The sequence below is a fragment of the Spectribacter acetivorans genome, assembly GCF_031846305.1.
Taxonomy (GTDB): domain Bacteria; phylum Pseudomonadota; class Gammaproteobacteria; order Nevskiales; family Salinisphaeraceae; genus Spectribacter; species Spectribacter acetivorans.
The window spans coordinates 13,617-34,866 of the sequence record NZ_JAVRHY010000020.1 but is presented as its reverse complement, the minus strand read 5'-3'; the positions used below and the strand labels follow the sequence as shown (position 1 = coordinate 34,866).

Below are 21,250 nucleotides of genomic sequence, written 5' to 3'. Positions count from 1 at the left end.
TCGACGCCAGCCGCATCACGGCACCAGCGCCGGCGACGTCAATCCGGCGGTTTCCTCGAAACCGGCCATCAGATTCAGGCACTGAACCGCCTGCCCGGCGGCGCCCTTGACCAGATTGTCGATGACCGACAGCACCACCACCACGTCGCCGCCGCCCGGCCGGTGAACGGCCAGCCGGCAGGTGTTGGAACCCCGCACGGTCCGCGTTTCCGGGGTTGCACCCGGCGGCATCACGTCCACGAAGGGTTCGCCGGCGTAGCGCTGCTCGAACAGCGCCTGCAGATCGGTGTCACGATCCGCGACGTCCAGATAGCAGGTGGCATGGATGCCACGCACCATCGGCACCAGATGCGGCACGAACGTCAGTCCGACATCGCCGCCGGCCACATTGCCGAGCACCTGGCGTATCTCCGGCAGATGCCGGTGCCCGGCCACGCCATAGGCCTTGAACGACTCGGCCATCTCACCGAACAGGAACGGCGTCTTGAGCGTGCGGCCTGCGCCGGACACGCCGGTCTTGGCATCGGCCACCAGTCGCGCGGGGTCGGCCAGGCCCACCTCGAGCAGCGGCAGCATGGCCAGAATGATGCTGGTGGGATAGCAGCCGGGACAGGCCACCAGCTGCGCGTCGCGCAGGCTGTCGCGGTGGCGTTCCGGCAAGCCGTAGACAGCGGACTCGATCAGGTCCGGGCAGGCATGGGGCTCGCCGTACCACTGCGCCCAGAGGTCCGGGTCACGCAACCGGAAATCGGCAGACAGATCGATCACCCGCTGACCCGCGGCCCGCAGTTCGGGCACCAGATGCATGGCCGCCGCATGCGGGGTGGCGAAAAACACCACGTCACACCCCGACAGCGCCGCGGCATCCGGCTCGCGGAACACCAGATCGGTGATCCCGCGCAGATGCGGGTAGGCCTCGGCCAGCGGCCGGCCGGCTTCTGCCCGGGAAGTGACAGTCGCCACATCCACCCCGGGATGGGGCAGCAACAAGCGCAGAAGCTCGCTGCCGGTGTAGCCGGTGCCACCGACAATGCCGACCTGCAATCTGTGCTGTCCTGACACGCTCATGTTTACCACCGCATAATACGAGGTCGCGATTATAAAGGTCCGGCCGCCCCCGGGGGCATAACAGCGCCGCGGCAGCCGGCCGGCCGCCACCACGAGACCCGGATGACTCGTCCCACCCGCGCCTGGCATCCCGATCAGATCCGCGAGCGATTGCGGCGGCAACTGGCGGATGTGGAATACACGCCCGGGCTGGGCCTGCTCTGCGTGCTGGGGGCGGTGACCGGCACGCTCTGCGGATTGCTGATCCTGGGCCTGCACACCGTGATCGACTGGTGGCGCGGCCCCGGCGCCCTGCTTCTGGGCCTTGATGGTACCCGGCTGCACGAAGCAGGCGCACCGGTCCGCCTGCTGGTACCGCTGGCGGGGGCGCTGGTGATCGGCGCCCTGATTACCGCTCTGCTCAAACCACCAAGACAGACCGGCATCGCCAGCGTGATCGAGCGGCTGGTCTATCACCAGGGTTACCTGCCGATTCGCACCGCGGCGGTGGAGTTCTTCACCGCGGCGCTGGCGGCGGCCTCGGGGCAGTCGGTGGGCCGCGAGGGCGTGGCCGCCCATGTGGGCGCGGCCTCGGGAAGCTGGCTCGGCGGCCGGCTGCAGCTGCCCAATAACAGCGTACGCACCCTGGTAGGCTGTGGCGCCGCGGCTGGCATCGCGGCCTCATTCAACACGCCGCTGGCAGCGGTCATGTTCACCATGGAAGTGGTGATGATGGAGTACACCATCGCCAGCTTCGCCCCGATCATCATCGCCGCCGTCGCGGGCGCACTGACCACCTACAACCTCACCGGCATCCACCCGGAGCTGTTCGCGGCCGAACCCGGCCTGCACGGCATGACCGAGCTTCCCTATATTGTCTTTGTGGGTGCGCTGATGGGCCTGGCGGCGGCCGCGCTAACCCGAGCCACGGGGTGGCTCACTGATGGTTTCAGTCGCGTGCCGGTGATGGCCAGGATGGGTCTGGCCGGGCTGGCAGCCGGGCTGCTGGCCCTGCCGTATCCGCAGACGCTGGCGCCGGGGTTCGACACCATTAATCTGGCCCTGGCCAGCGAACTCGGCCTGGGCCTGGCGCTCGGGCTGGGTCTGGCGAAGCTGGCTACCGCGGCGATGGCAACCGCGGCCGCCATCCCCGGCGGTGTCATCCTGCCCGCCTTCGTGATCGGCGCGGCGCTGGGCAGCGCCCTGGGGGCGGCTGGCGGCCTTCTGGCACCGGCCCATGCCAGCGCCCCGGGCTTCTATGCGCTGATCGGCATGGGCGCGATGATCGGCGCGCTACTGCACGCGCCGCTGACCGCCATGGTGACGCTGCTGGAACTGTCCGACCGTACCGAGATGCTGCTACCGGGCATGCTGGCGCTGATTCCCGCGCTGGTGATATCCCGCCGCTTCACCGGCGGCGACTCGATCTTCCAGATGCTGCTGCACCGACGCGGCCTGGATTACCGCAACGACCCGGTCTCCCAGTACCTGCGCCGCGCGAGTGTGACCGCGACCATGAACCGCAGCCTCGCCGTCATCGACGACCCGATCGATCGCGACGGTCTCCGACAGCGGCTGGTCAAACGTCCCGTGGAATGGCTGCTACTGCGCCGGCCGGAGGCCCGCGCCACCCTGCTCCGCTCCGCCGCCCTGATGCGCTATCTGTCAGCCGCGGAGGAAGATGAGGAGGTGGCGCTGCCCGAGGCCGTCGCCGTGCGCGATGTCCCGGGAAAACGCCTGGATGCGGTGGCCATCGATATTCGGGCCACGCTTCAGGAAGCCCACGATCAGCTACAACGCACCGAGGCCGATGCGCTCTACGTGATCCGCCGCCGGGCCGGCGAGGACGGCCCAGTCTTCGGGGTGCTGCTACCCGAGGATATCGAGCGGGCCTATCACCCCTGAACGCGCCGTGCGCCAGGCCACATTGCTCTACAATGCCGCGCCCGGACGTCCCCGTCCGCGAAAACAGCCCGTCTACGCTCAAGGAGATAATCAATGCTCTGGATACAGGCATTCCACGTCATTTCCATGGTTACCTGGTTCGCCGGGCTGTGATTGCCGATGCGGACATTGGGCATCCTGCCCAAGTCCTTGATCGCTCAGCGCGGCGCATGTCCGTGCTGGCTCTCGCTCGCTACGCTCGCGCGCGGACGTCCCTGTCCGCGAAAACAGCCCGTCTACGCTCAAGGAGATAAGCAATGCTCTGGATACAGGCATTCCACGTCATTTTCATGGTTACCTGGTTCGCCGGGCTGTTTTATCTTCCCCGCCTGTTCGTCTATCACGCGGATGCCACCGACGCGATCAGCCTGGACCGGTTCTGCGTCATGGAACGTCGACTGTCGATCCTGATGAGCATTGGCGCCGCCCTGACTATCGCGTTCGGGTTGTGGCTGCTCTGGCATCTCGGCCTTTCCTGGCTGTCGGGCAGCGGCTGGATGCACACCAAGCTGCTGCTGGTGGTTGGCCTGGTGGGCTACCACGGCTGGTGCCAGGTTCAGGTCAAGCGCTTTCGCGAACAGCGCGCCACCGGCAGTGCCCGCTACTACAGGCTGATGAACGAGGTGCCGGGCGTGTTCCTGATCGCGATCGTGGTGCTGGCGGTGGTCAAGCCATTCTGACCCGGCATCGGTCGATACCACGAAAAAGGCCCGCCGAAGCGGGCCTTTTTCGTGGTCGTGAGCGCGTTCCGGCTTAACCTTCGCCCGCACCCTCCTGGTTCGGATTACCGGTCTGGCTCTGCAGGTAGTTCTGCAGGCCCATGCTTTCCACCAGCCCGAGTTGCGTCTCGAGGAAGTCGATATGCTCTTCCTCGTCGGCGAGCACCTCCGCGAACAGCGCGCGGGTGGTGTAGTCCGCGATCTTTTCGCAGTAGCCGATGGCTTCCGAATAGAAGGCGTGGGCTTCGTGCTCCGCCTCGAGATCGCACTGGAGCATTTCCGGCACGTTCTCGCCGATGCGCAGCTTGCCCAGGTCCTGCAGGTTGGGCAGGCCCTCGAGGAACAGGATGCGCTCGATAAAGCGATCCGCGTGCTGCATCTCCTCGATGGATTCCTGGTACTCCTTGGCGCCGAGCTCGTAGAAGCCCATGTCCTTGTACATGCGCGCATGCAGGAAGTACTGGTTGATGGCGGTCAGCTCAAGCTTGAGCCCCTGGTTGAGGTACTCGAGTACCTTGGCGTCACCTTTCATGCGATCTCCCGACGTAGCGGCGTTGGCTTTCGGTCGGAGTATAGCACTTAGACACTCGGCATCAACCCGTAAGCACCTGTTTTTATTAATTTATTAGTTGCTTCTAGCTCGCATTCGCGGTCGCAGGCAGGAACGGCGCCGGCAATAGCCGGGTCTTGCGATGCTGCTCTTGCAGCGTTTCCGCCAGAATTTCGCGCGCACAGGGCGCGCAGCAGCCGCAACACTCGGCCACACCGAGGCGACGCTGCAGTTCGCGCATGTGGCAGGCGCCCGAGCGAACTTCCTCGCGAATCTCGCGTTCCGTGACACCCTTACAGAGACAGACGTACATCGGCTTCTCGAACCAGACAACTATGCCCAGTTAACCGCAAATGAGAATGAGTGTCAAACCATTAGAAGGCGAGACCTCATCCGCATAGCTTAATAGGAGTGATTTGCATTCACGAATAGAGTCGGCTAATGTGGCGGCAGATTCGGTAGCGCGCTTCCCCGGCACCATCCGCCTGACGGGTTGCCGCGCCGGATCGGACCAACAAAACAAAAAGGCCGCGGCGACCCCACTCGCACACGGCCCTACCGTCCTCTCCCCCAACTACGCCCGACTCGCCTCCGAGGGTCGGGCATTTTTTTGCCCGGCCACCGTCTCCGGCAGGCAGTCGGCGAGCTCCTTGAGCGCGCGCCGGTAGACATCGCGCTTGAAGAACACCACTTCATCCACCGGATGCCAGTAATCCACCCACCGCCAGCCGTCGAATTCGGGATGATCGGTGCTGTCGAAACGCACGCAGGACTCGGGGGCCTCCAGACGCAGCAGAAACCATTTCTGCTTCTGCCCGATGCATAGCGGGCGGCGGTGACGGCGCACGAAACGCTTGGGCAGCCGGTAGCGCAGCCACCCGCGGGTAGCACCGACAATGCGCACGTGCTGCTGCATCAGCCCGACTTCTTCCTGCAGTTCACGGAAGAGTGCCTGCTCGGCGCTTTCGCCGGCGCGCACACCTCCCTGCGGAAACTGCCAGGCATCCTGGCCGATTCGCTTGGCCCAGAGCACCCGACCGTCTTCGTGGGTGAGGATGATTCCGACATTGGCACGAAAGCCGTCCGAATCGATCACGGTCTTACCTGTGAAACACTTTCCCCGATTCTTTCACACCGGGGCTGAATGTGCCAAAGGCGTCATCCGGCGGGCCCCGAACGGGCCCGCCGGCATCGGTTGGATGCGATCAGAGCGCTTCGCAGCTACCGCCTTCGGCCATCCAGCTGGAACCGTTGGCGTCGGCACAATCCTTCTGCGAGACGCCGAACATCATCTGCTGGCCATCCCCGCAGTCGGCAACGTCGAAGCAGGTGCCGCCGGAGCCGGTGGCGCCACTGCTGCCGGCATCATCGTTGCTCATGGCCTGATCGCCGCCGTCCGCGGCCCCGGCATCGGCATCGGCCTCCGATCCGCTGTCCGACTGGCCGCAACCGGCCAGGGCCAGCACCAGAACAATTCCCGTCAATCCCGATTTCCACATTATCTGTTCCTCCTGTGCGCGGCCGGCGGGCCGGCCGTTTATGATTGTTGCGCGGAACATCTTTCGTGTCCGCAAGCCCAGTCTAGCGGTGAGACGCGCGGGATGCAGCCAATCCCCCCGATTGGCGCAGTAATGCCAGGCTGCCGTAACCTCTCGCGCTCGCACTCGACGGACGTTTGAATCATGCAGCTGGCAGCATTCGATCTGGACAATACCCTGCTCAACGGTGACAGCGATTACCTCTGGGGCCGTTACATCTGCGATCAGGGAGTCGTGGATGCCGCCGAGTTCCGGCGCCGGAATGACGCATTCCATGCGCAGTACCTGAACGGCACCCTCGACATCCACGCGTTCCAGCGTTTTGCCCTGCAACCGCTGATCGACAACCCGCTGAAAACCATGCAGACCCTGCGGACCCGCTACGTGGCCGACTGCATCGAGCCGGTCGTCGCGCCCGGCACACCGGCACTGATCGACTGCCACCGCCGGCGCGGCGATACGCTGCTGATCATCACCGCCACCAACCGGTTCATTACCGAGCCGATCGCGGAACTGCTCGGCGTCGAGTATCTGCTGGCCACCGATCCGGAATTCGTCGACGGCCGCTACACCGGCCGCATCCAGGGCACCCCGTGCTTCCGCGACGGCAAGATCACCCGGCTGGAGGACTGGCTGGCCGCTCACGGGCCGTTCGAGGGGATCACGGCCTACTCGGACTCCCACAACGATATTCCGCTGCTCGCGCGCGCGGACCGGGCCGCGGCGGTCGATCCCGACGAACGGCTTGCCGAACACGCCCGGCAGCAGGGCTGGCCGGTGGTCAGCCTGGTGGATCAGCCCGGCGCCGAGGTGTTTCGCACGGTGACCGGCGCCGGCTGACCGTCAGCGATAGCGAACGCGATAGGTCAGCCGGGTTTCGCCCTCGGCCGGGACTTCCAGCGACCAGGCGGCGCGCTGGGCGTCGACCTTCTCGTGGTCGGCACTGGCCGACAGCATGGTCCAGTCGCCGGGCATGGATTCCACCACCCGGACCGTCACCGGCTCCGACCTGGCGTTCTCGATCACCAGTTCACGCTCGATTTCCCGCGCCTGACCGTCCCGCTGGGTATCGGTGGTGGTGCGCTCGGCGGTGATGTCGAACGCGCGGCCGAGCGCCAGCTCGACCGGCGCGCCGACGGGCGTATTGCCGATGCCGGCTTCGCCGATCAGCAGGGGTGTGGTGCCATCACCATAGACGCGGATGGTACCGGCCGGCATGGGCTGACCCAGGGTGTTGTCGAAAGCCACCCGGATGCCGGCGTGGGCACGCTGCCGGTTGCTGTCGAGATACTGCCAGCCATGGTCGAAGCGGTATTCCCGCTCGACCTCGATACGCTGTTCGGGCATCAGCAGCACGCTGCGCTGCTCACCGTCGGCCAGGGTCACCGGCTGGTCCAGTTCGTAACGGTAGTAATCGGCGGCCTGCTCGGCCTGCATGCCGTCCGCCGCGGAGGCGGCTTCGCTGCGCATCATCATCGCCTTGGGCTGACCGCCCTGCCGCGCCACATCTCCGGCGATCAGCGCCAGCTGCGCCTGCCGCCAGTCCGTGCCGGCGTTATTGCTGATTACCGCCTGCGCCCGCAGGGTCAATTGCTCGGCATTTTCGTCCAGGCTGGCCACGTACTCGGTGCGCCAGCTCATGCCGTCGACCTGATACAGCATTTCCAGCGGCTGGCGCCCGCTCTGGTCGGCCCGGATATCCAGCTGCAACGCGCCGGCCGGCAACGCCGTGTCCGGCACGGATGACAACGCCAGCCGCCAGGGCGATTCCGCGTCCAGCCATTCCACCCGATCATCCACGCGCACCATCGGCACCCCATCCGCGGACAGCAGGGTGGCCTCCCGGGTGACATCGCCGCCGCTGCCGTCGGCCCGGCGCAGCGTCACGGTCTGTCCGACCAGCGCGGCCAGCATGGCTGCGCGGTCGTCACCGCCGTCGCGATAACGCGATCCCAGCAGCTCGATGCCGTCGCCAGCCAGCCAGAAGGTTTCCGGCCGAATCCGATCGGGCAGATTGGCCAGCGTCAGCGTCTGGCGGCCCTTGTCCAGCGGCAGGTCCTGGGTATCGGCCACCAGGGCGGCGCCGCTCTGGTAGAGCGTCAGCGCCTGTCCACCGCCATTGTCCGCCCAGGCGGCACTTATCAGTGCGGTGCCAGCCAGCATCATCAGCATGCGCATCATCGTTATCCTCTTGAGTTTCGTTAACGCGCGAACATGCGCGGGGCGGCGGCCGCTGTCAAAGCCGCTCGGGGGCGGCCACCCCGCGATCCACATTGGCCACGCGCATCAGGTAGGTCACCAGCAGAATCGCCGGCACGCCCGCGATGGCGGTCAGCACGAAGAACCAGACGTAACCGAAGCCGTCGACCGCCATGCCGGAAAATCCGCCGATGAACTTGCCGGGAAGGGTCATCAGCGACGAGAACAGCGCGTACTGGGTCGCCGTATAGGCGGTGTTGGTCAGGCTGGACAGGTAGGCGATGAACGCCGAACCGGCCATGCCCCCGGCGAGGTTGTCCGCGGAAATCGTCATCGCCAGCCCCACCAGGCCGGGATCGCTGCGGGTGGCCAGCCAGGCGAATACCAGATTGGTGACCGCCGCCAGCACCGCACCTGCCAGCAATGGCCGCATGATGCCGTAGCGGGCCACCAGCACCCCACCGAGCACGGCGCCGCCGATGGTCATGCCCACTCCGAAGATCTTGGCCACCGAGGCGATTTCCTCGAGCGTGTAACCCATGTCCAGATAAAACGGATTGGCCATCACGCCGAGGGTGATATCGGTGACCCGGAAGATCGCCACGAACACGAGAATCGCCAGGGCCAGACGGCCGTTGCGGGCGAAGAAGTCCAGGAAGGGGCAGACCACGGCCTCCAGCAGCCAGGCAGCAATCTGCTGCAGCCGGCGCGGCCAGTGCGGGCTGCGGGCGAGAAAATCCACCACGCGCTGTTCGCGCTGCTCGGTACCCGACGTCACCACCACGTCCGGTTCGCCGACGAACAGCACCGTGATCATGCCCACGCCCATCAGCCCGGCCATTACCAGATACACCTGCGGCCAGTCGATGCCGGCGGCCAGATAGAACGCACCTGCCCCGGCGGTCAGGATCGCGATGCGATAGCCGGCCTGATAGGTGGCTGCCATTGCCCCCTGCCAGGACCCGGGCGCGGCCTCGATGCGCCAGGCATCGATGGCCACGTCCTGCGTGGCCGAGGCGAACGCCACCAGTAGCGCCCATAGCGCCAGCCCGCGCAGATCCATTTGCGGATCGGTCATGGCCATGCCGATCAGCCCGGCGGCAATACCCAGCTGCGCCAGCAGCATCCAGCTGCGGCGGCGGCCCAGCAGGCGCGTCAACAGCGGCAGCGGCAGCCGGTCGATCACCGGCGCCCAGAACACCTTGATGGAATAGGTAATACCCACCCAGGAGAAGAACCCGATGGTGGTGCGCGACACATCCTCCTGGGTCAGCCAGGCCGAAAGCGTGGAGAACACCAACAGGAACGGCAGCCCGGCGGAAAAGCCGAGCAGGCCCATGCCGAGGATGCGCGGCCGGCCATAGATGGCCAGCGCTGCCCGCCAGCGGGCGACGGGCTCAGAAGGGCCAGTCATAGTCCATGATCAGAGGCGCGTGGTCGGACAACCGCTCGGCCTGGAAGATGTCGGCACCTTTCACCTGCTCGGCCAGCCCCGGCGTGATCACCTGATAGTCGATGCGCCAGCCCACGTTCTTGGCCCAGGCCTGACCCCGGTTCGACCACCAGGTGTAGCGATCGGGCCGGTCGTCGACCACGCGGAAGCCGTCGACGAAGCCCTGCTCGCCGAACAGCCGGTCCAGCCAGGCCCGTTCGTGCGGCAGAAACCCCGAGTTCTTCTGGTTGGACTTCCAGTTCCTGATGTCCTTTTCGGTATGGGCGATATTCCAGTCGCCGCAGACGATCAATTCGCCGTTGGCGTCGCGCCGGCGCTGCAGAAATTCCGGAAAGTATTCAAGCCAGCGTTCCTTGGACGCCTGGCGGTGATCCCCCGATGACCCGGACGGGGCGTACAGGCTGGCCACGGCGAGATCGCCGAAACGAGCCTCGATATAGCGGCCCTCGCCGTCGAATTCCGGTTCACCCATGCCGCGGATCACCTCGTCGGGCTCGCGTCGGGCATACAGGGCCACGCCCGAGTAACCCTTGCGGGCCGTGGCCTCGTGGTAGGCGCAGTGATAGCCCTCGGGCCAGAACACCGGATCGGGCTCCAGCTGGTGCTGCTGGGCCTTGAGCTCCTGAATCGCCACCACGTCGGCATCCTGACCGGCCAGCCAGTCGAAGAAGCCCTTGCGGGCGGCCGCGCGAATGCCGTTGGCGTTGAACGAGATGATGCGCATCGGGATGAAGGTCGGTGCGGGCGGGGCTATCATACCGAAAGCATTCGACACTCCGTTCCCATGCAGGATCACAAGACCCGCTTTCTCGACCTGGCGTTCGACCACGGCGCACTCAGGCTCGGCGAGTTCACCCTAAAATCCGGCCGCGTCAGCCCCTACTTCTTCAACCTGGGCGCCATCGCCGGCGGCGCGGCCATGGCCACTCTGGCCGACTGCTATGCGCGCGCCATCCTGGATACCGGCATTCAGCTCGACGGCCTGTTCGGCCCGGCTTACAAGGGCATTCCGCTGGTGACCGCGACCGCCTGCGCGCTGGCCGGCCACGGCGTGGACCTGCCGTTTACCTACAACCGCAAGGAGGCCAAGGATCACGGCGAGGGCGGCCATCTGGTGGGCGCTGAGCTGAGCGGACGCATCGGCATTGTCGACGATGTGATTACGGCCGGCACCGCCGTGCGCGAGGCCATCCAGCTCATTCACAGCGCCGGCGCGCAGCCCGCTGCGCTGGTGGTGGCACTGGACCGCCAGGAGCGCGGCAGCGGCAATCAGTCGGCCATCCGCGAGCTGGCCGAATCAACCGGGATCACCCCGATTGCGGTTTGCACCCTCGATGATCTGCTGGGCTATCTGGACCGGCGGCCCGGCAACGAGGCGACGGTGGCGGCAATGAAAGCGTACCGGCGCGACTACGGCGATACAGCGCCAATCGGCTAAGCGACCGACGCCAGGTCAATTCGACCCCGGCCGGATCAGCGTCCCCACGCCGGCGTCGGTAAACAGTTCCAGCATGATGGCGTGCTCCACCCGCCCATCGACGATGTGCGCGGCATTCACGCCCGACGCCACCGCATCCAGCGCACAGCGGATCTTGGGCAGCATGCCGCCGTGGATGACGCCCGACTGGATCAGCGTCTCGACCCGCGCCGGCGACAGGCCAGTGAGCACCGAACCGTCGGCATCGAGAACGCCGGCGGTGTTGGTCAGCAGCATGAGTTTTTCGGCGCCCAGCACCGACGCCATCTTGCCCGCCACCAGATCGGCGTTGATGTTGTAGGAGCGACCGTCGTCACCCACGCCGATCGGGGCGATCACCGGAATGAAGTCGTCCTCGTCCAGCCGCCGGACAATGGCCGGGTCGATGGCCGACACCTCACCGGCGTAACCCAGGTCCACCAGCTCGTCCGCTTCGCCTTCGTGCATGGTCAGCTTGCGCGCGCGGATCAGCCCGCCGTCCTTGCCGGTCAGCCCGACCGCCCGGCCGCCGTGCTGATTGATCAGGTTGACGATTTCCTTGTTCACCAGTCCGCCGAGCACCATTTCCACCACGTCCATGGTTTCGGCGTCGGTCACCCGCATGCCACCAACGAACCGGGTCTCCTTGCCCAGCCGCGCCAGCAGCTCGCCGATCTGCGGGCCACCGCCATGCACCACCACCGGATTGATGCCCACCAGCTTCATCAGCGCGATGTCGCGGGCGAAACCGCGCTTGAGCTCGGGCTCGGTCATGGCGTTGCCGCCGTACTTGATCACCACGGTCTTGCCCGCGAAGCGCCGGATATACGGCAGCGCCTCGCCCAGGACCCGGGCGACCTGCATGGCCTGTTCAGAGGTTAGCGACATGGTTGTTGCATCCGCCTTGTTATCGGTTCGGGTCTACTGGCGTCCGGATGAACCGAAGCCGCCAGCGCCTCGCTGGCTGGTTTCGAATTCATCGACGATCTCGAACGCGGCCCGCACCACCGGCACCAGCACCAGCTGCGCCACCCGTTCGCCGGGCTCGATGGTGAAGGCGGTCTGGCCGCGATTCCAGCAGGACACCATCAGTTCACCTTGGTAGTCGGAGTCGATCAGCCCCACCAGATTACCCAGCACGATGCCGTGCTTGTGCCCCAGACCCGACCGGGGCAGCACGACGCCAGCCAGGTCGGGGTCCGCGATATGAATGGCCATGCCACTGGGCAGCAGCTCGGTATCCCCGGGCGCCAGCGTGAGGGGCGCATCGAGGCAGGCCCGCAGGTCCACCCCCGCCGAGCCCGGCGTGGCGTAATCCGGCATCGGAAAATCGCGCCCGAGGCGCGGATCAAGCAGTCGAATCTGGAGTTTGTGCATCGGACAGTCGTTGGGAAATGAGTTGGACCAGCTGGTCGGCCAGCCGTGTCTTGGGGGCCTGCGGCAGGTGGCAATCGCCACCTTCCCAGCAGACATAAAGCGCGTTGTCGGGTTGATCGAAGCCGCGATCCACCCCGACCAGGTTGCCGGCCAGCATGTCCGCGCCCTTGGCAACGCGCTTGGCTCGGGCCTGGGCTTCCAGGTCGCGGGTTTCGGCGGCGAACCCCACCACGAGCGGGCGCGGCCGGACGGCGGCCACCTCGGCGAGAATATCGCGGTTGCGTACCAGATCGACGTTCGAACCGGCCTCGTCCTTCTTGATCTTGTGGGTCTCACGGCGCGCGGGGCGATAGTCGGCTACAGCGGCGGCGGCGATGAACACATCGGCCTGCTCGACGCGGGCGAACACCGCCGCATGCATGTTATCGGCCGTCTCCACGGGCACCGCCTCAACCGCGTCAGGCACCGGCAGATCGGTAGGCCCGGTCACCAGTGTCACGCGGGCGCCGGCTGCCACACAGGACGCCGCCAGGGCATATCCCATGCGTCCGGACGAGCGGTTGGTCAGATAGCGGACCGGGTCCAGCGGCTCCCGGGTAGGACCGGCAGTAACCAGCACATGCCGGCCGGCCAGTTCGCCAGCCTGCGGCGCCAGATGCGCGGCCAGCGCATCGCGGATGGCTTCGGGTTCCAGCATGCGGCCGGCGCCGCTTTCCCGCTCTGCCAGCTCGCCGTCATCCGGGCCCAGAATGGTCACGCCGCGTGTCGCCAGCGTCTCGCAGTTCGCCCGCGTGGCCGGATGGGCCCACATCACGTGATTCATCGCTGGCGCCACGAGCACGGGCGCCATGGTGGCCAGGCACAGGGTGCTGAGCAGATCATCCGCCCGCCCCTGGACCAGCCGAGCCAGGCAATCGGCGGTGGCCGGCGCGATCAGCACCCGCTCGGCCCAGCGCGCCAGCTCGATATGGCCCATGCCCAGTTCGGCGGACTCGTCCCAGAGACTGCGGCGCACGGCCCGGCCGGACAACGCCTGCAATGTGAGCGGCGTGATGAAACGGCAGGCGCCCTCGGTCATCACCACCTGCACCTCGGCGCCGGCTTCCACCAGCCGACGGGTGAGCACCGCGGCCTTGTAGGCGGCAATGCCGCCGGTTACGCCCAGCAGAATGCGACGTTGGGAAAGCGCTTTCATAAGAACCCTTTGCCAGAGCCTTCCTAGTTTACCGGCTTTACCAGCCCACAGTGATTGCGCAACCCGGCCCGGATTGGCACCGTAACCGGGATTTTCGGAGCCGCGCCATGCCCATCACCGACTGGCCCGTCGACGAACGGCCCCGTGAAAAACTGCTCGACCGGGGCGCCGGCGCCCTGACCGATGCCGAACTGCTGGCGATCTTCCTGCGTACGGGTGTGAGCGGCATGAGCGCGGTGTCGCTCGCCCGTGAATTGCTCGATGACTACGGCGGCCTGGCCCCACTGCTGGCTGCGGACGAGCGCGAATTCTGCGCCGGCCATGGCCTGGGAACCGCCAAGTTCGTGCAGCTGCAGGCGGTGGTAGAAATGGCGCGGCGGTACCTGGCCGAGCGTCTGGACCGGTCGGAACCCCTGACCGACCCCGCTGCCACCCGCGACTACCTGACCGCCCGGCTGGCCCGCCAGCCGCACGAGGTCTTTGCGGCCCTGTTTCTGGACACGCGCCATCGCGTCCTGGCGTATGAGGAGTTGTTTCGGGGCACCATCGACGGCGCTGCCGTGTATCCGCGGGAAGTGGTCAAGGCCGCTCTGCGCCACAACGCCGCGGCGGCCATCTTCGCCCATAACCACCCGTCCGGCATTGCCGAACCGTCCGAGGCCGACCGCAGTCTGACCCGCCGGCTCAGTGATGCCCTGGCCCTGGTGGACATCCGGACGCTGGATCATTTCGTGATCGGCGCCGGTGAGGCCGTGTCGTTCGCGGAACGCGGCTGGCTCTGACGCACGTCGCCCCTAGCCGCGGCTGAAACAGTTTTTGCGCCGCAGCAATCCACTATGGTACAAACCGGTGCACGCGCCAAAATGGTGCGAGGGAATACACTCTTTTCTGGAGTTCGCATGAAAACATCCGTGACGCTTCTTACTACCGCCCTGCTGGCGAGCCCGCTGACAGTACTGGCCGCACAGTCGGACTACACCTATATCGAAGGTGACTTTATTGCCACCGGCGAGGGCGAACTCGAGGGGAACTTCAACAATACGCCAATAGGTGTCAGAGGCGAAGAAGACTACGACGGATTCGGCTTCAAGGGCTCGATCGACATCACACCGAACTTGTTTATCGAGAGCGCATACGACGATATCGAAGTGGACGACGGTGATTCGGAGTTTGAATTTCTCTCTGGCGGATTGGGCCTTCGTACGGCAATCGGTAACAACGCCAATCCGCTTGATCTGTACGGCGTCGTAACCTACGAAAGCGTCGACGGCCGTTTGTTAGGTGCCGATTTTGAAGCCGATGGCTATGGCATTACAGGCGGGTTGCGCTGGCAGGCCTCGCCCCAGCTAGAAATCAACCCGTATATCAGCCATCTCGACTATGGTGAAATCGATGACTCCGACGCTGATCTTGACGGACTCCGTTTTGGCGTAGACGGCGTTTTCAACGTTAACGATGTGTTTGCCCTGACCGCCGGCTACCGGATGACGAAGCTGGAAGCAGAAGACTCCACCGGTAGTATCGATCTGGACCTCGAAAACGAAATCCGCCTCGGCGGCCGCATCTACCTCACCAAGTAAACGGCGTAAATACCTGCCCGGCCGCGCGGCCGGGCAGGTTCTTGCCGTTGCCAAAGCCGCCGGTAGCTGGTATAAAGCGCGGCTTCGTAATACTCGTTCAAACAGCGTCGTCGAGGCTTCCCATGTCGCGAGTCTGTCAGGTCACCGGCAAACGCCCGGTAACCGGTAACAACGTTTCCCATGCCAACAACAAGACCCGGCGCCGATTCGAACCGAATCTGCACTGGCACCGGTTCTGGGTGGAATCCGAAAAGCGCTACGTGCGGCTGCGCGTATCCGCCAAGGGCATGCGCATTATCGACCGGCAGGGCATCGACACCATCCTCGCCGACGTCCGCAAGCGTGGGGAGAGAGTCTGATGCGCGAAAAAGTGAAGCTTGTTTCCACCGCCGACACCGGGTTCTTCTACACCACGTACAAGAACAAGCGGAACACGCCCGACAAGATCGAGATGAAGAAGTACGATCCGGTCGTGCGCAAACACGTGATCTTCAAGGAAGGCAAGATCAAGTAGATCTCGCCTGACTAACTGAACATGGCTCATGAAACGCCGGTGCCCCGCACCGGCGTTTTCGCTTGTGACAGCCGCGAATCCGCTGTCAATCTCCCGCAACATTTGTCGCCTAGCGTGTCGGATTATCCAACACCGTCAGGCGAATACGATGATCAATGGAATCCGGGCCACGGCACTGCTACTCCTGGCCGGCGTGGGCGCGACAGCCTCAGCCTCCGACTACACCTATCTGCAGGCCGATTGGATCGCAGCCGGCGATATCGATCGCAGCGGTCTGAACAGCGGCTTCACCGAGGAGTACGACGGCTTTGCCGCCGAGGGCGCCATCAGCCTGTTGCCGGGGCTTTTCGTCCAGGCCCGCTATGACGATATCGAGGGCGAGCGCAGCAGCGACGCGCGATTCATACAGCTAGGCGCTGGCGTGAACCACGATCTCGGGCAGTATCTCTCGCTGGTCGTCGACTACGACCTGGCGCTGGGCGCTTACGCCCTGGCCAGTTACGAGGATATCGATACCGACGGCGCCAGCGGCGATGGCCTGGGTGTATCCGGCGGGCTGCGCTGGCACCCGGTGCCGACGCTCGAGATCAACCCGTCCGTCGGCTACGTGGACTACGACGAGCTGGACGACTCGACCGCCACGCTGTCGGGATTTCGCTATGCCCTGCGCGGACTGTTCCACATCACCCCGCAGATCGCGCTGACCGCCGCCTATCAGGTCACCGCGCTGGATCTGGAACTGGCCGCGCGGGAAACCGACCTGGATTTCGAGAAGGAATTCCGGTTAGGCGTTCGCTACTACTTCACCGCTGCCGAATAGCCGAGAATCATCACGGGAGATCCTCGAGCAGCTCGTCCTTCTTGTCTTCGTAGTCCTGCTCGCTGATCAAACCCTGATCGCGTAATTTCTTCAGCGACTGAAGCCGGGTTTCGATGCGCTGCCAGGCGTTGTCACCGGGATCTGTCGATTCAGCTGTGCCGCCATCACTTCCGGCGGCAAGTGACGGTGAGGTACTTGGGGCATCGCCGACCTCGCCCGCCGGGCTCGCGGCCGGCGCTGCCGGCATCGTCCCGGTCTCCGCTGTTGATGACGGTGAGGTCGCCTCATCAGCAGCCTCACCAGACGGCGCGCCTTCTGCTGATGCCGGCCCATACTTTAGGGACTGCGCACTGCGGTCGGCGCCAAGCGATGTGGTCGCCGGCATATTCTCGCGCGCAGAATTGATTGCCTGTCCCGTGGCATACAGCTGCACCCAGTCGCGTCGATCCCCACGCCATTGCCAGGTATCTCGCTCGACCAGTCTTTCCCCATCGACGTCACCGACCTCAATTCGTGACCCGGGCTTGAGGGGGTTGGTCTGCGGGTCCCGGAAGGAACTGTAGATATTATCCAGTTCATCGAAAACCAGATTGAGCTGATCCTCCTTAAAGAAGACCCTAGCTGTCGTCGCCAGACGTTCGCCCGAGAATCCGAACCGTCCATCCCTGCTCCGAAAGAACATGAGGAACACATCCTGGTTCGGCTGGGCTCGCGCCAGCGCCTCCGCAAGCCCCTCGGCGACGGCCCCAAGGCGTGTTGGCGAAGCAAGCGTCACCACCCCTTCATCCGCCGAACGAATGCGCATGGACAGCAGCAGTGCCTGCACTTGTTCAGGATCGAAAGCCGCCGGGTGATCATTGACCGGCTGGGCACCCAGACCGGTCGGAATCAACTGGATGAGGATATTGTCGGTCCGCTCGACGTTCACGTAATCCGGCGGCATCTTGCCGGGCGTCGAACCGCCTGCATCAGGCAATGGGAAACCACTGCATCCCGCCATCAATGCAGCAACCCCGAGGGTCAGGTGAATTCCCAGTTTCCGGATATCGACCGCCATCAACCTCACTCCCAGAAAAGACCTGCCGAAGAACAACGGGCTTGAGCCTACCGCAAACCCACCGGACACCAAAAGAAAAGGCCGGGCAACCAATGGAAGCCCGGCCTTCACTTTTAACGCAACCGCGTCAGATCAACATCAGAAGGCGAAGAACGCGCCCACATTAAAGTTGTCGGACTCGATAGTTCCGCCATTCTGCGCCTCGGATTCCACATCGGAATACTCAGCAAGCAGGGTCAGGTTCGGCGTCAAGCTGTGGTAAACGCCAGCGGTAATCTTGCTGTTCTTGTCGAGCAGCGTACCGGCATCACCAGCATTCGCATCAAGGTTGGATTCGCCGTAGTTGATGCCGTACTTAGTGGCACCGGCGGTGAAGGTCAACTGGGCCAGACCACCATCAGAATCACGTGCGGCACCCGCCGCGTCAAAACCGTTCACCAGCAGCGCCGTGGCGCCGAGGCCCTCGGTGGTGTAGTACGACAGTAGCAATTCCAGCGGACCGAAAGCCTGCTTGTAGTTCACATCGAAACCGGTCGCATCTTCCTCGACACAGACGCCATCGTTCGCAACGGCATCGGCTGTGCAGTCTACATCCATAGACATGCCGTTGACGGACACGAAGCCGCTGCTCCAGCCGTATCGCAACTGGCCATGGAATCCCGGGGCAGACTCAGCAACGTTAAGCGAAGTAGCTGCTGTCAGAGAATCGATGGTCTGGAAGATACCGGCGGTTGCAGTGAAGCCACCGAAATCCGGGGTGGTGTAGTTAATCTGAGAAAGGGTATCGGTGTAGATGTAACCTAGACCGATGGAACCCAGCGACGTGTTGGCCGGCGCACCGACCGCATTCGGGCTGGCGCCGACGCCCGGAATGGTCATGTCGTTGATGATGGCATCGAAGCCGAACAGGCCGAAATCACGCCCCATCTTCACCTCACCGAAATTGGCGTTACCAAATTTCATGAAAACTTGACGAGCGTCGATTCCGGTAGTCGCCAAGCCCACATTAGCCGCGCCAGGCGCCAGGGCCGCACTACCGCCGGTTCCCTGTTGCAGGTTCGGCGAACCACCATCATTGCTGACGATGCCAGGATAAAAACCGAACGTACCGGAAACATCCCAGCCGTTCTGTTGCGTCGCTACGGTGAAGACAATTGCCGCCGGCAAAAGCCCGGTCCGGATGTTGGAAAACTGGTCTTCTCCAGAATCCACATTCTGCATACAGGCAACACCACCGTCGACCTGCGCGCCACCATCGTCACATCCGATATTTACGTAATGAGCATTAACGTTACCGTTGACGGAAAAAGTCCAGTCACCGGCTTTCATATCGACTGCCTGCGCTGCAGGCACGGCGCCGAACGCAAAGGCTGCGCCCGCCGCATGAACCGCGAGTTTGTTTAAACGCATCGTTGATTCCCCTCCAAGTGGAATACCAATCCGGGTCCCCAGGAACCGGAACCGCCAGTTCCAGAGTCGTTAGAGTCCGCATCGCGAACCACGGGCCCGGCCTGCACCGCGAAGTAGCAAGCCGTGTGCCATTGACTGCGCCACAGGAAAATCCCCGTACTCTCGCTCATCAACCCGTGCCCCAAGGTCATCATGTCTCGTTTGCGACGGACCCTGTCACGTTTTATGAACAGTTATGGCGCAGCTGTCAAGCCACTAGAGTAATGCACCGCAACATATTGGCGGCAAAAGGATGCCGCTGATGAACGAACCAAAAGACCAGCGACCGCCGCCCCGATGAGGTGCACAACTCAAGGCCCGCGCTCACCCTACGGTCGATTGATTGCGTAACGATGTCAGCAGCAGATTGCCGTAGGCGTCCGTTTCGCAGGCCCAGCCCGGCGCCAGCCAGATGGTTGCCACCGCGTCGCGGACTATCGCGGGTCCGTCGGTCCGCCATCCGGCCGGCAGCGTGTCCCGTGCGTAGACCGGCACCCGGTCCTCACACCCATGGACCGCGACACGCTCCTCCGCATCGACCGACTCGGACGACTCGGCGCGCTGCGGCAAGGCCAGGGCCAGTTCGGGCCCCGCCAGACTCATCCGGACGGTGACGATCTCCACCGGCTCATCCAGACGATGACCATTCTGCCGCTCGTGCGCAGCATGAAAATCCGTCTGCGCCTGCGCCATGTCCCACCAGCTGATGTTGAGCGCCGCGCTCTGGCCCTGATAGCGCATATCCAGCGACGCGCTGGCCGTGATTGCCGAGGCTTCGACACCTTCGGCGCGCAGTTCCGCCTCGCCCTGCGTGCGCAGATTTTCCAGCCAGGCATCGATCTGCGAGTCTGACAGCGTCGACGCCGCTTCCAGCACGCTGCGTGACATTTCGCGCGACCGCCGCGCCACCAGCATGCCTAGCGCCGACAGCACGCCGGCGTGCACCGGCACCATGGCCCGGGTCATACCCAGCGTGTCGGCCAGCGCACAGACATGCAGACCGCCGGCCCCGCCGAAACACAGCAGCGTGCGTTCGCGCGGGTCCTCGCCGCGCTGAACCGACATCACCCGCAGCCCGCCGGCCATGGCCTCGTTGACCACGGCAAGGACACCTTCGGCTGCAGCCATTCGATCGGTGCCCAGTTGCTGCGCCACCGAATCAATCGCCTTCTGTGCCGCCGCCAGATCCAGGGCGGCCTCACCGCCCAGCCGGGTCGAGGCCGGCAGGCGACCCAGCACCATATTGGCATCGGTGACGGTCGCTTCGGTGCCACCGCGCCCGTAGCAGGCCGGTCCCGGATCCGCGCCCGCGGACGATGGCCCCACCGCCAGCAGGCCGCCCGCGTCCACCCGGGCCAGCGAGCCGCCGCCCGCGCCCAGCGTGTGCATGTCGACCATCGGTACAGCCACCGGGAAACCGCCGATCTCGCCGTTGCTGGTTAGCGGGATGTCGCCGTCGATCAGCGCCACATCGGTACTGGTGCCGCCCATGTCGAACGTCAGCAGCCGCTCGCGGTCGGCAAGCCGTCCGACAAAACGGGCGCCGACCAGACCGGCGGCCGGCCCTGACAAAAGCATGTCGACCGCCCGTTCGCGCGCCCGTGCAACGGACATCGTCCCGGCCGCACTGTGCATCACCGAAAACTCGCCCACTGCCGACCGCAGCCGATCCAGATAACGCCCGACACGCGGCCCGAGACTGGCATTGATCCAGGTGGTGATCCCGCGCTCGTACTCCTTGTATTCCGCCAGCACGGCGCTGGATCGGCTCACGAAATAGTCCGGTGCCAGTGCTTCGGCCAGACGCCGCTCGGCGCGGTCGTCGAAGAACGAGTACAGCAGATTGATCGCCACCGCCTCGGGCTCCAGTTCGGCCAGGCGCTGGCGGAGCGCCGCCAGACTGGCTTCGCCCAGCGGCGTCACCTCGCGACCATAGGCATCGCTGCGCTGATCCACCGCCAGGCACAATTCGGATGCCACGGGTATCTTTCGAGGCGCTGGTTCCAGCGCGTACAATTCCTGACGTGCCTGACGCCCGATGGTCAGCACATCGGTCAGGCCCTCATTGGTGACGTAGGCGGTCACCGCGTGATGCCCTTCCAGCAGCGCGTTGGTGGCGACAGTGGAACCGTGAACCAGGTTGGTCTCGACGATCGCCAGCCGGCCGAGCCCGTCGGTGACCGCGCGTTCGGGCGCCGACGGCGTGGAGGCGATCTTGGCCACGCGCAGATGCTCGCCGTCGAATGCGACGAAATCGGTGAAGGTACCGCCGGTGTCGACACCGACCAGAAGAGGATTGCAGGAACCGGGCGCGCCGCGAGTGGTCATCAGGCGGGTATATCGAAAAAGGGG

23 protein-coding genes are annotated in these 21,250 nt (G+C 64.7%); 9 read left to right on the top strand and 14 right to left on the bottom strand.

Annotation, left to right across the window (positions count from 1 at the left end; all coding sequences use genetic code 11):
* Positions 1-15: 15 nt before the first annotated feature.
* Positions 16-1,068 (bottom strand): N-acetyl-gamma-glutamyl-phosphate reductase, encoded by a 1,053-nt coding sequence (gene argC / locus RM531_RS14960; protein WP_311660426.1) that lies wholly within the window; start codon positions 1,066-1,068, stop codon positions 16-18.
* Between the two features lie 102 nt (positions 1,069-1,170).
* Here argC and RM531_RS14955 point away from each other — a divergent pair, with 102 nt between their 5' ends.
* Entirely contained in the window at positions 1,171-2,952 is a 1,782-nt protein-coding gene (locus RM531_RS14955) for a chloride channel protein (RefSeq protein ID WP_311660424.1), read from the top strand.
* A gap of 296 nt (positions 2,953-3,248) precedes the next feature.
* The gene (locus tag RM531_RS14950) at positions 3,249-3,671 is read left to right on the top strand and encodes a CopD family protein (RefSeq protein ID WP_311660421.1); all 423 of its coding nucleotides are present in this window, start codon (positions 3,249-3,251) and stop codon (positions 3,669-3,671) included.
* A 73-nt stretch (positions 3,672-3,744) separates the two neighbouring features.
* On the opposite strand, the gene bfr is transcribed toward RM531_RS14950, so the two are convergent.
* The 4 genes from bfr to RM531_RS14930 form a co-directional block, all read right to left on the bottom strand.
* The gene (bfr, locus tag RM531_RS14945) at positions 3,745-4,242 is read right to left on the bottom strand and encodes a bacterioferritin (RefSeq protein WP_311660419.1); all 498 of its coding nucleotides are present in this window, start codon (positions 4,240-4,242) and stop codon (positions 3,745-3,747) included.
* A gap of 103 nt (positions 4,243-4,345) precedes the next feature.
* Complete coding sequence (locus RM531_RS14940) at positions 4,346-4,573, bottom strand: bacterioferritin-associated ferredoxin (RefSeq protein ID WP_311652200.1); 228 nt, start codon at positions 4,571-4,573, stop codon at positions 4,346-4,348.
* Between the two features lie 261 nt (positions 4,574-4,834).
* Positions 4,835-5,356 carry an RNA pyrophosphohydrolase gene (locus tag RM531_RS14935; RefSeq protein ID WP_311660417.1) on the bottom strand — a complete coding sequence of 174 codons (522 nt, stop codon included), beginning with the start codon at positions 5,354-5,356 and terminating at the stop codon, positions 4,835-4,837.
* 109 nt (positions 5,357-5,465) lie between these two features.
* A complete protein-coding gene (locus RM531_RS14930) occupies positions 5,466-5,744 on the bottom strand; it encodes a hypothetical protein (protein ID WP_311660416.1) in 279 nt (92 codons plus the stop codon).
* A 198-nt stretch (positions 5,745-5,942) separates the two neighbouring features.
* Between RM531_RS14930 and RM531_RS14925 the strand changes: the two genes are divergently transcribed.
* Positions 5,943-6,638, top strand: a complete 696-nt coding sequence (locus RM531_RS14925; RefSeq protein ID WP_311660414.1) for a histidinol-phosphatase — start codon at positions 5,943-5,945, stop codon at positions 6,636-6,638.
* Between the two features lie 3 nt (positions 6,639-6,641).
* Here RM531_RS14925 and RM531_RS14920 read toward each other — a convergent pair whose 3' ends face one another.
* From RM531_RS14920 to RM531_RS14910, 3 genes are read right to left on the bottom strand one after another with little or no spacing between them, the layout of a single operon-like run.
* Positions 6,642-7,976 carry a DUF4139 domain-containing protein gene (locus tag RM531_RS14920; RefSeq protein WP_311660412.1) on the bottom strand — a complete coding sequence of 445 codons (1,335 nt, stop codon included), beginning with the start codon at positions 7,974-7,976 and terminating at the stop codon, positions 6,642-6,644.
* Positions 7,977-8,034: 58 nt separating this feature from the next.
* The gene (locus RM531_RS14915) at positions 8,035-9,411 is read right to left on the bottom strand and encodes an AmpG family muropeptide MFS transporter (RefSeq protein WP_311660411.1); all 1,377 of its coding nucleotides are present in this window, start codon (positions 9,409-9,411) and stop codon (positions 8,035-8,037) included.
* Complete coding sequence (locus RM531_RS14910) at positions 9,395-10,174, bottom strand: exodeoxyribonuclease III (protein WP_349255454.1); 780 nt, start codon at positions 10,172-10,174, stop codon at positions 9,395-9,397. Before RM531_RS14910 ends, RM531_RS14915 begins: the two co-directional genes overlap by 17 nt.
* 60 nt (positions 10,175-10,234) lie before the next feature.
* On the opposite strand from RM531_RS14910, the gene pyrE reads away from it, so the two are divergent.
* Complete coding sequence (pyrE, locus tag RM531_RS14905) at positions 10,235-10,888, top strand: orotate phosphoribosyltransferase (protein ID WP_311660407.1); 654 nt, start codon at positions 10,235-10,237, stop codon at positions 10,886-10,888.
* A 15-nt stretch (positions 10,889-10,903) separates the two neighbouring features.
* On the opposite strand, the gene argB is transcribed toward pyrE, so the two are convergent.
* From argB to coaBC, 3 genes are read right to left on the bottom strand one after another with little or no spacing between them, the layout of a single operon-like run.
* A complete protein-coding gene (argB, locus tag RM531_RS14900; RefSeq protein ID WP_311660406.1) occupies positions 10,904-11,794 on the bottom strand; it encodes an acetylglutamate kinase in 891 nt (296 codons plus the stop codon).
* Between the two features lie 33 nt (positions 11,795-11,827).
* A complete protein-coding gene (gene dut, locus RM531_RS14895) occupies positions 11,828-12,283 on the bottom strand; it encodes a dUTP diphosphatase (RefSeq protein ID WP_311660404.1) in 456 nt (151 codons plus the stop codon).
* Positions 12,255-13,478, bottom strand: a complete 1,224-nt coding sequence (coaBC, locus tag RM531_RS14890) for a bifunctional phosphopantothenoylcysteine decarboxylase/phosphopantothenate--cysteine ligase CoaBC (RefSeq protein WP_311660402.1) — start codon at positions 13,476-13,478, stop codon at positions 12,255-12,257. Before coaBC ends, dut begins: the two co-directional genes overlap by 29 nt.
* Positions 13,479-13,585: 107 nt before the next feature.
* On the opposite strand from coaBC, the gene radC reads away from it, so the two are divergent.
* From radC to RM531_RS14865, 5 genes are all read left to right on the top strand, one after another.
* Positions 13,586-14,260 carry a RadC family protein gene (radC, locus tag RM531_RS14885; protein WP_311660401.1) on the top strand — a complete coding sequence of 225 codons (675 nt, stop codon included), beginning with the start codon at positions 13,586-13,588 and terminating at the stop codon, positions 14,258-14,260.
* 117 nt (positions 14,261-14,377) lie between these two features.
* Entirely contained in the window at positions 14,378-15,058 is a 681-nt protein-coding gene (locus tag RM531_RS14880; protein WP_311660399.1) for a hypothetical protein, read from the top strand.
* Between the two features lie 122 nt (positions 15,059-15,180).
* A complete protein-coding gene (gene rpmB / locus RM531_RS14875) occupies positions 15,181-15,417 on the top strand; it encodes a 50S ribosomal protein L28 (RefSeq protein ID WP_311652184.1) in 237 nt (78 codons plus the stop codon).
* The gene (gene rpmG / locus RM531_RS14870; protein WP_311652183.1) at positions 15,417-15,572 is read left to right on the top strand and encodes a 50S ribosomal protein L33; all 156 of its coding nucleotides are present in this window, start codon (positions 15,417-15,419) and stop codon (positions 15,570-15,572) included. The genes rpmB and rpmG overlap by 1 nt, the downstream gene beginning before the upstream one ends.
* Positions 15,573-15,720: 148 nt before the next feature.
* Positions 15,721-16,392, top strand: a complete 672-nt coding sequence (locus RM531_RS14865; RefSeq protein WP_311660397.1) for an outer membrane beta-barrel protein — start codon at positions 15,721-15,723, stop codon at positions 16,390-16,392.
* A gap of 10 nt (positions 16,393-16,402) precedes the next feature.
* On the opposite strand, the gene RM531_RS14860 is transcribed toward RM531_RS14865, so the two are convergent.
* The 3 genes from RM531_RS14860 to RM531_RS14850 all read right to left on the bottom strand — a co-directional run bounded on the left by RM531_RS14860 (position 16,403) and on the right by RM531_RS14850 (position 21,226).
* Positions 16,403-17,449 (bottom strand): SHOCT domain-containing protein, encoded by a 1,047-nt coding sequence (locus RM531_RS14860; protein WP_311660395.1) that lies wholly within the window; start codon positions 17,447-17,449, stop codon positions 16,403-16,405.
* A 138-nt stretch (positions 17,450-17,587) separates the two neighbouring features.
* Positions 17,588-18,859, bottom strand: coding sequence for a porin (locus RM531_RS14855; RefSeq protein ID WP_311660393.1), 1,272 nt, complete (start codon positions 18,857-18,859; stop codon positions 17,588-17,590).
* A gap of 363 nt (positions 18,860-19,222) precedes the next feature.
* Entirely contained in the window at positions 19,223-21,226 is a 2,004-nt protein-coding gene (locus tag RM531_RS14850; RefSeq protein ID WP_311660391.1) for a hydantoinase/oxoprolinase family protein, read from the bottom strand.
* Positions 21,227-21,250: the final 24 nt, after the last annotated feature.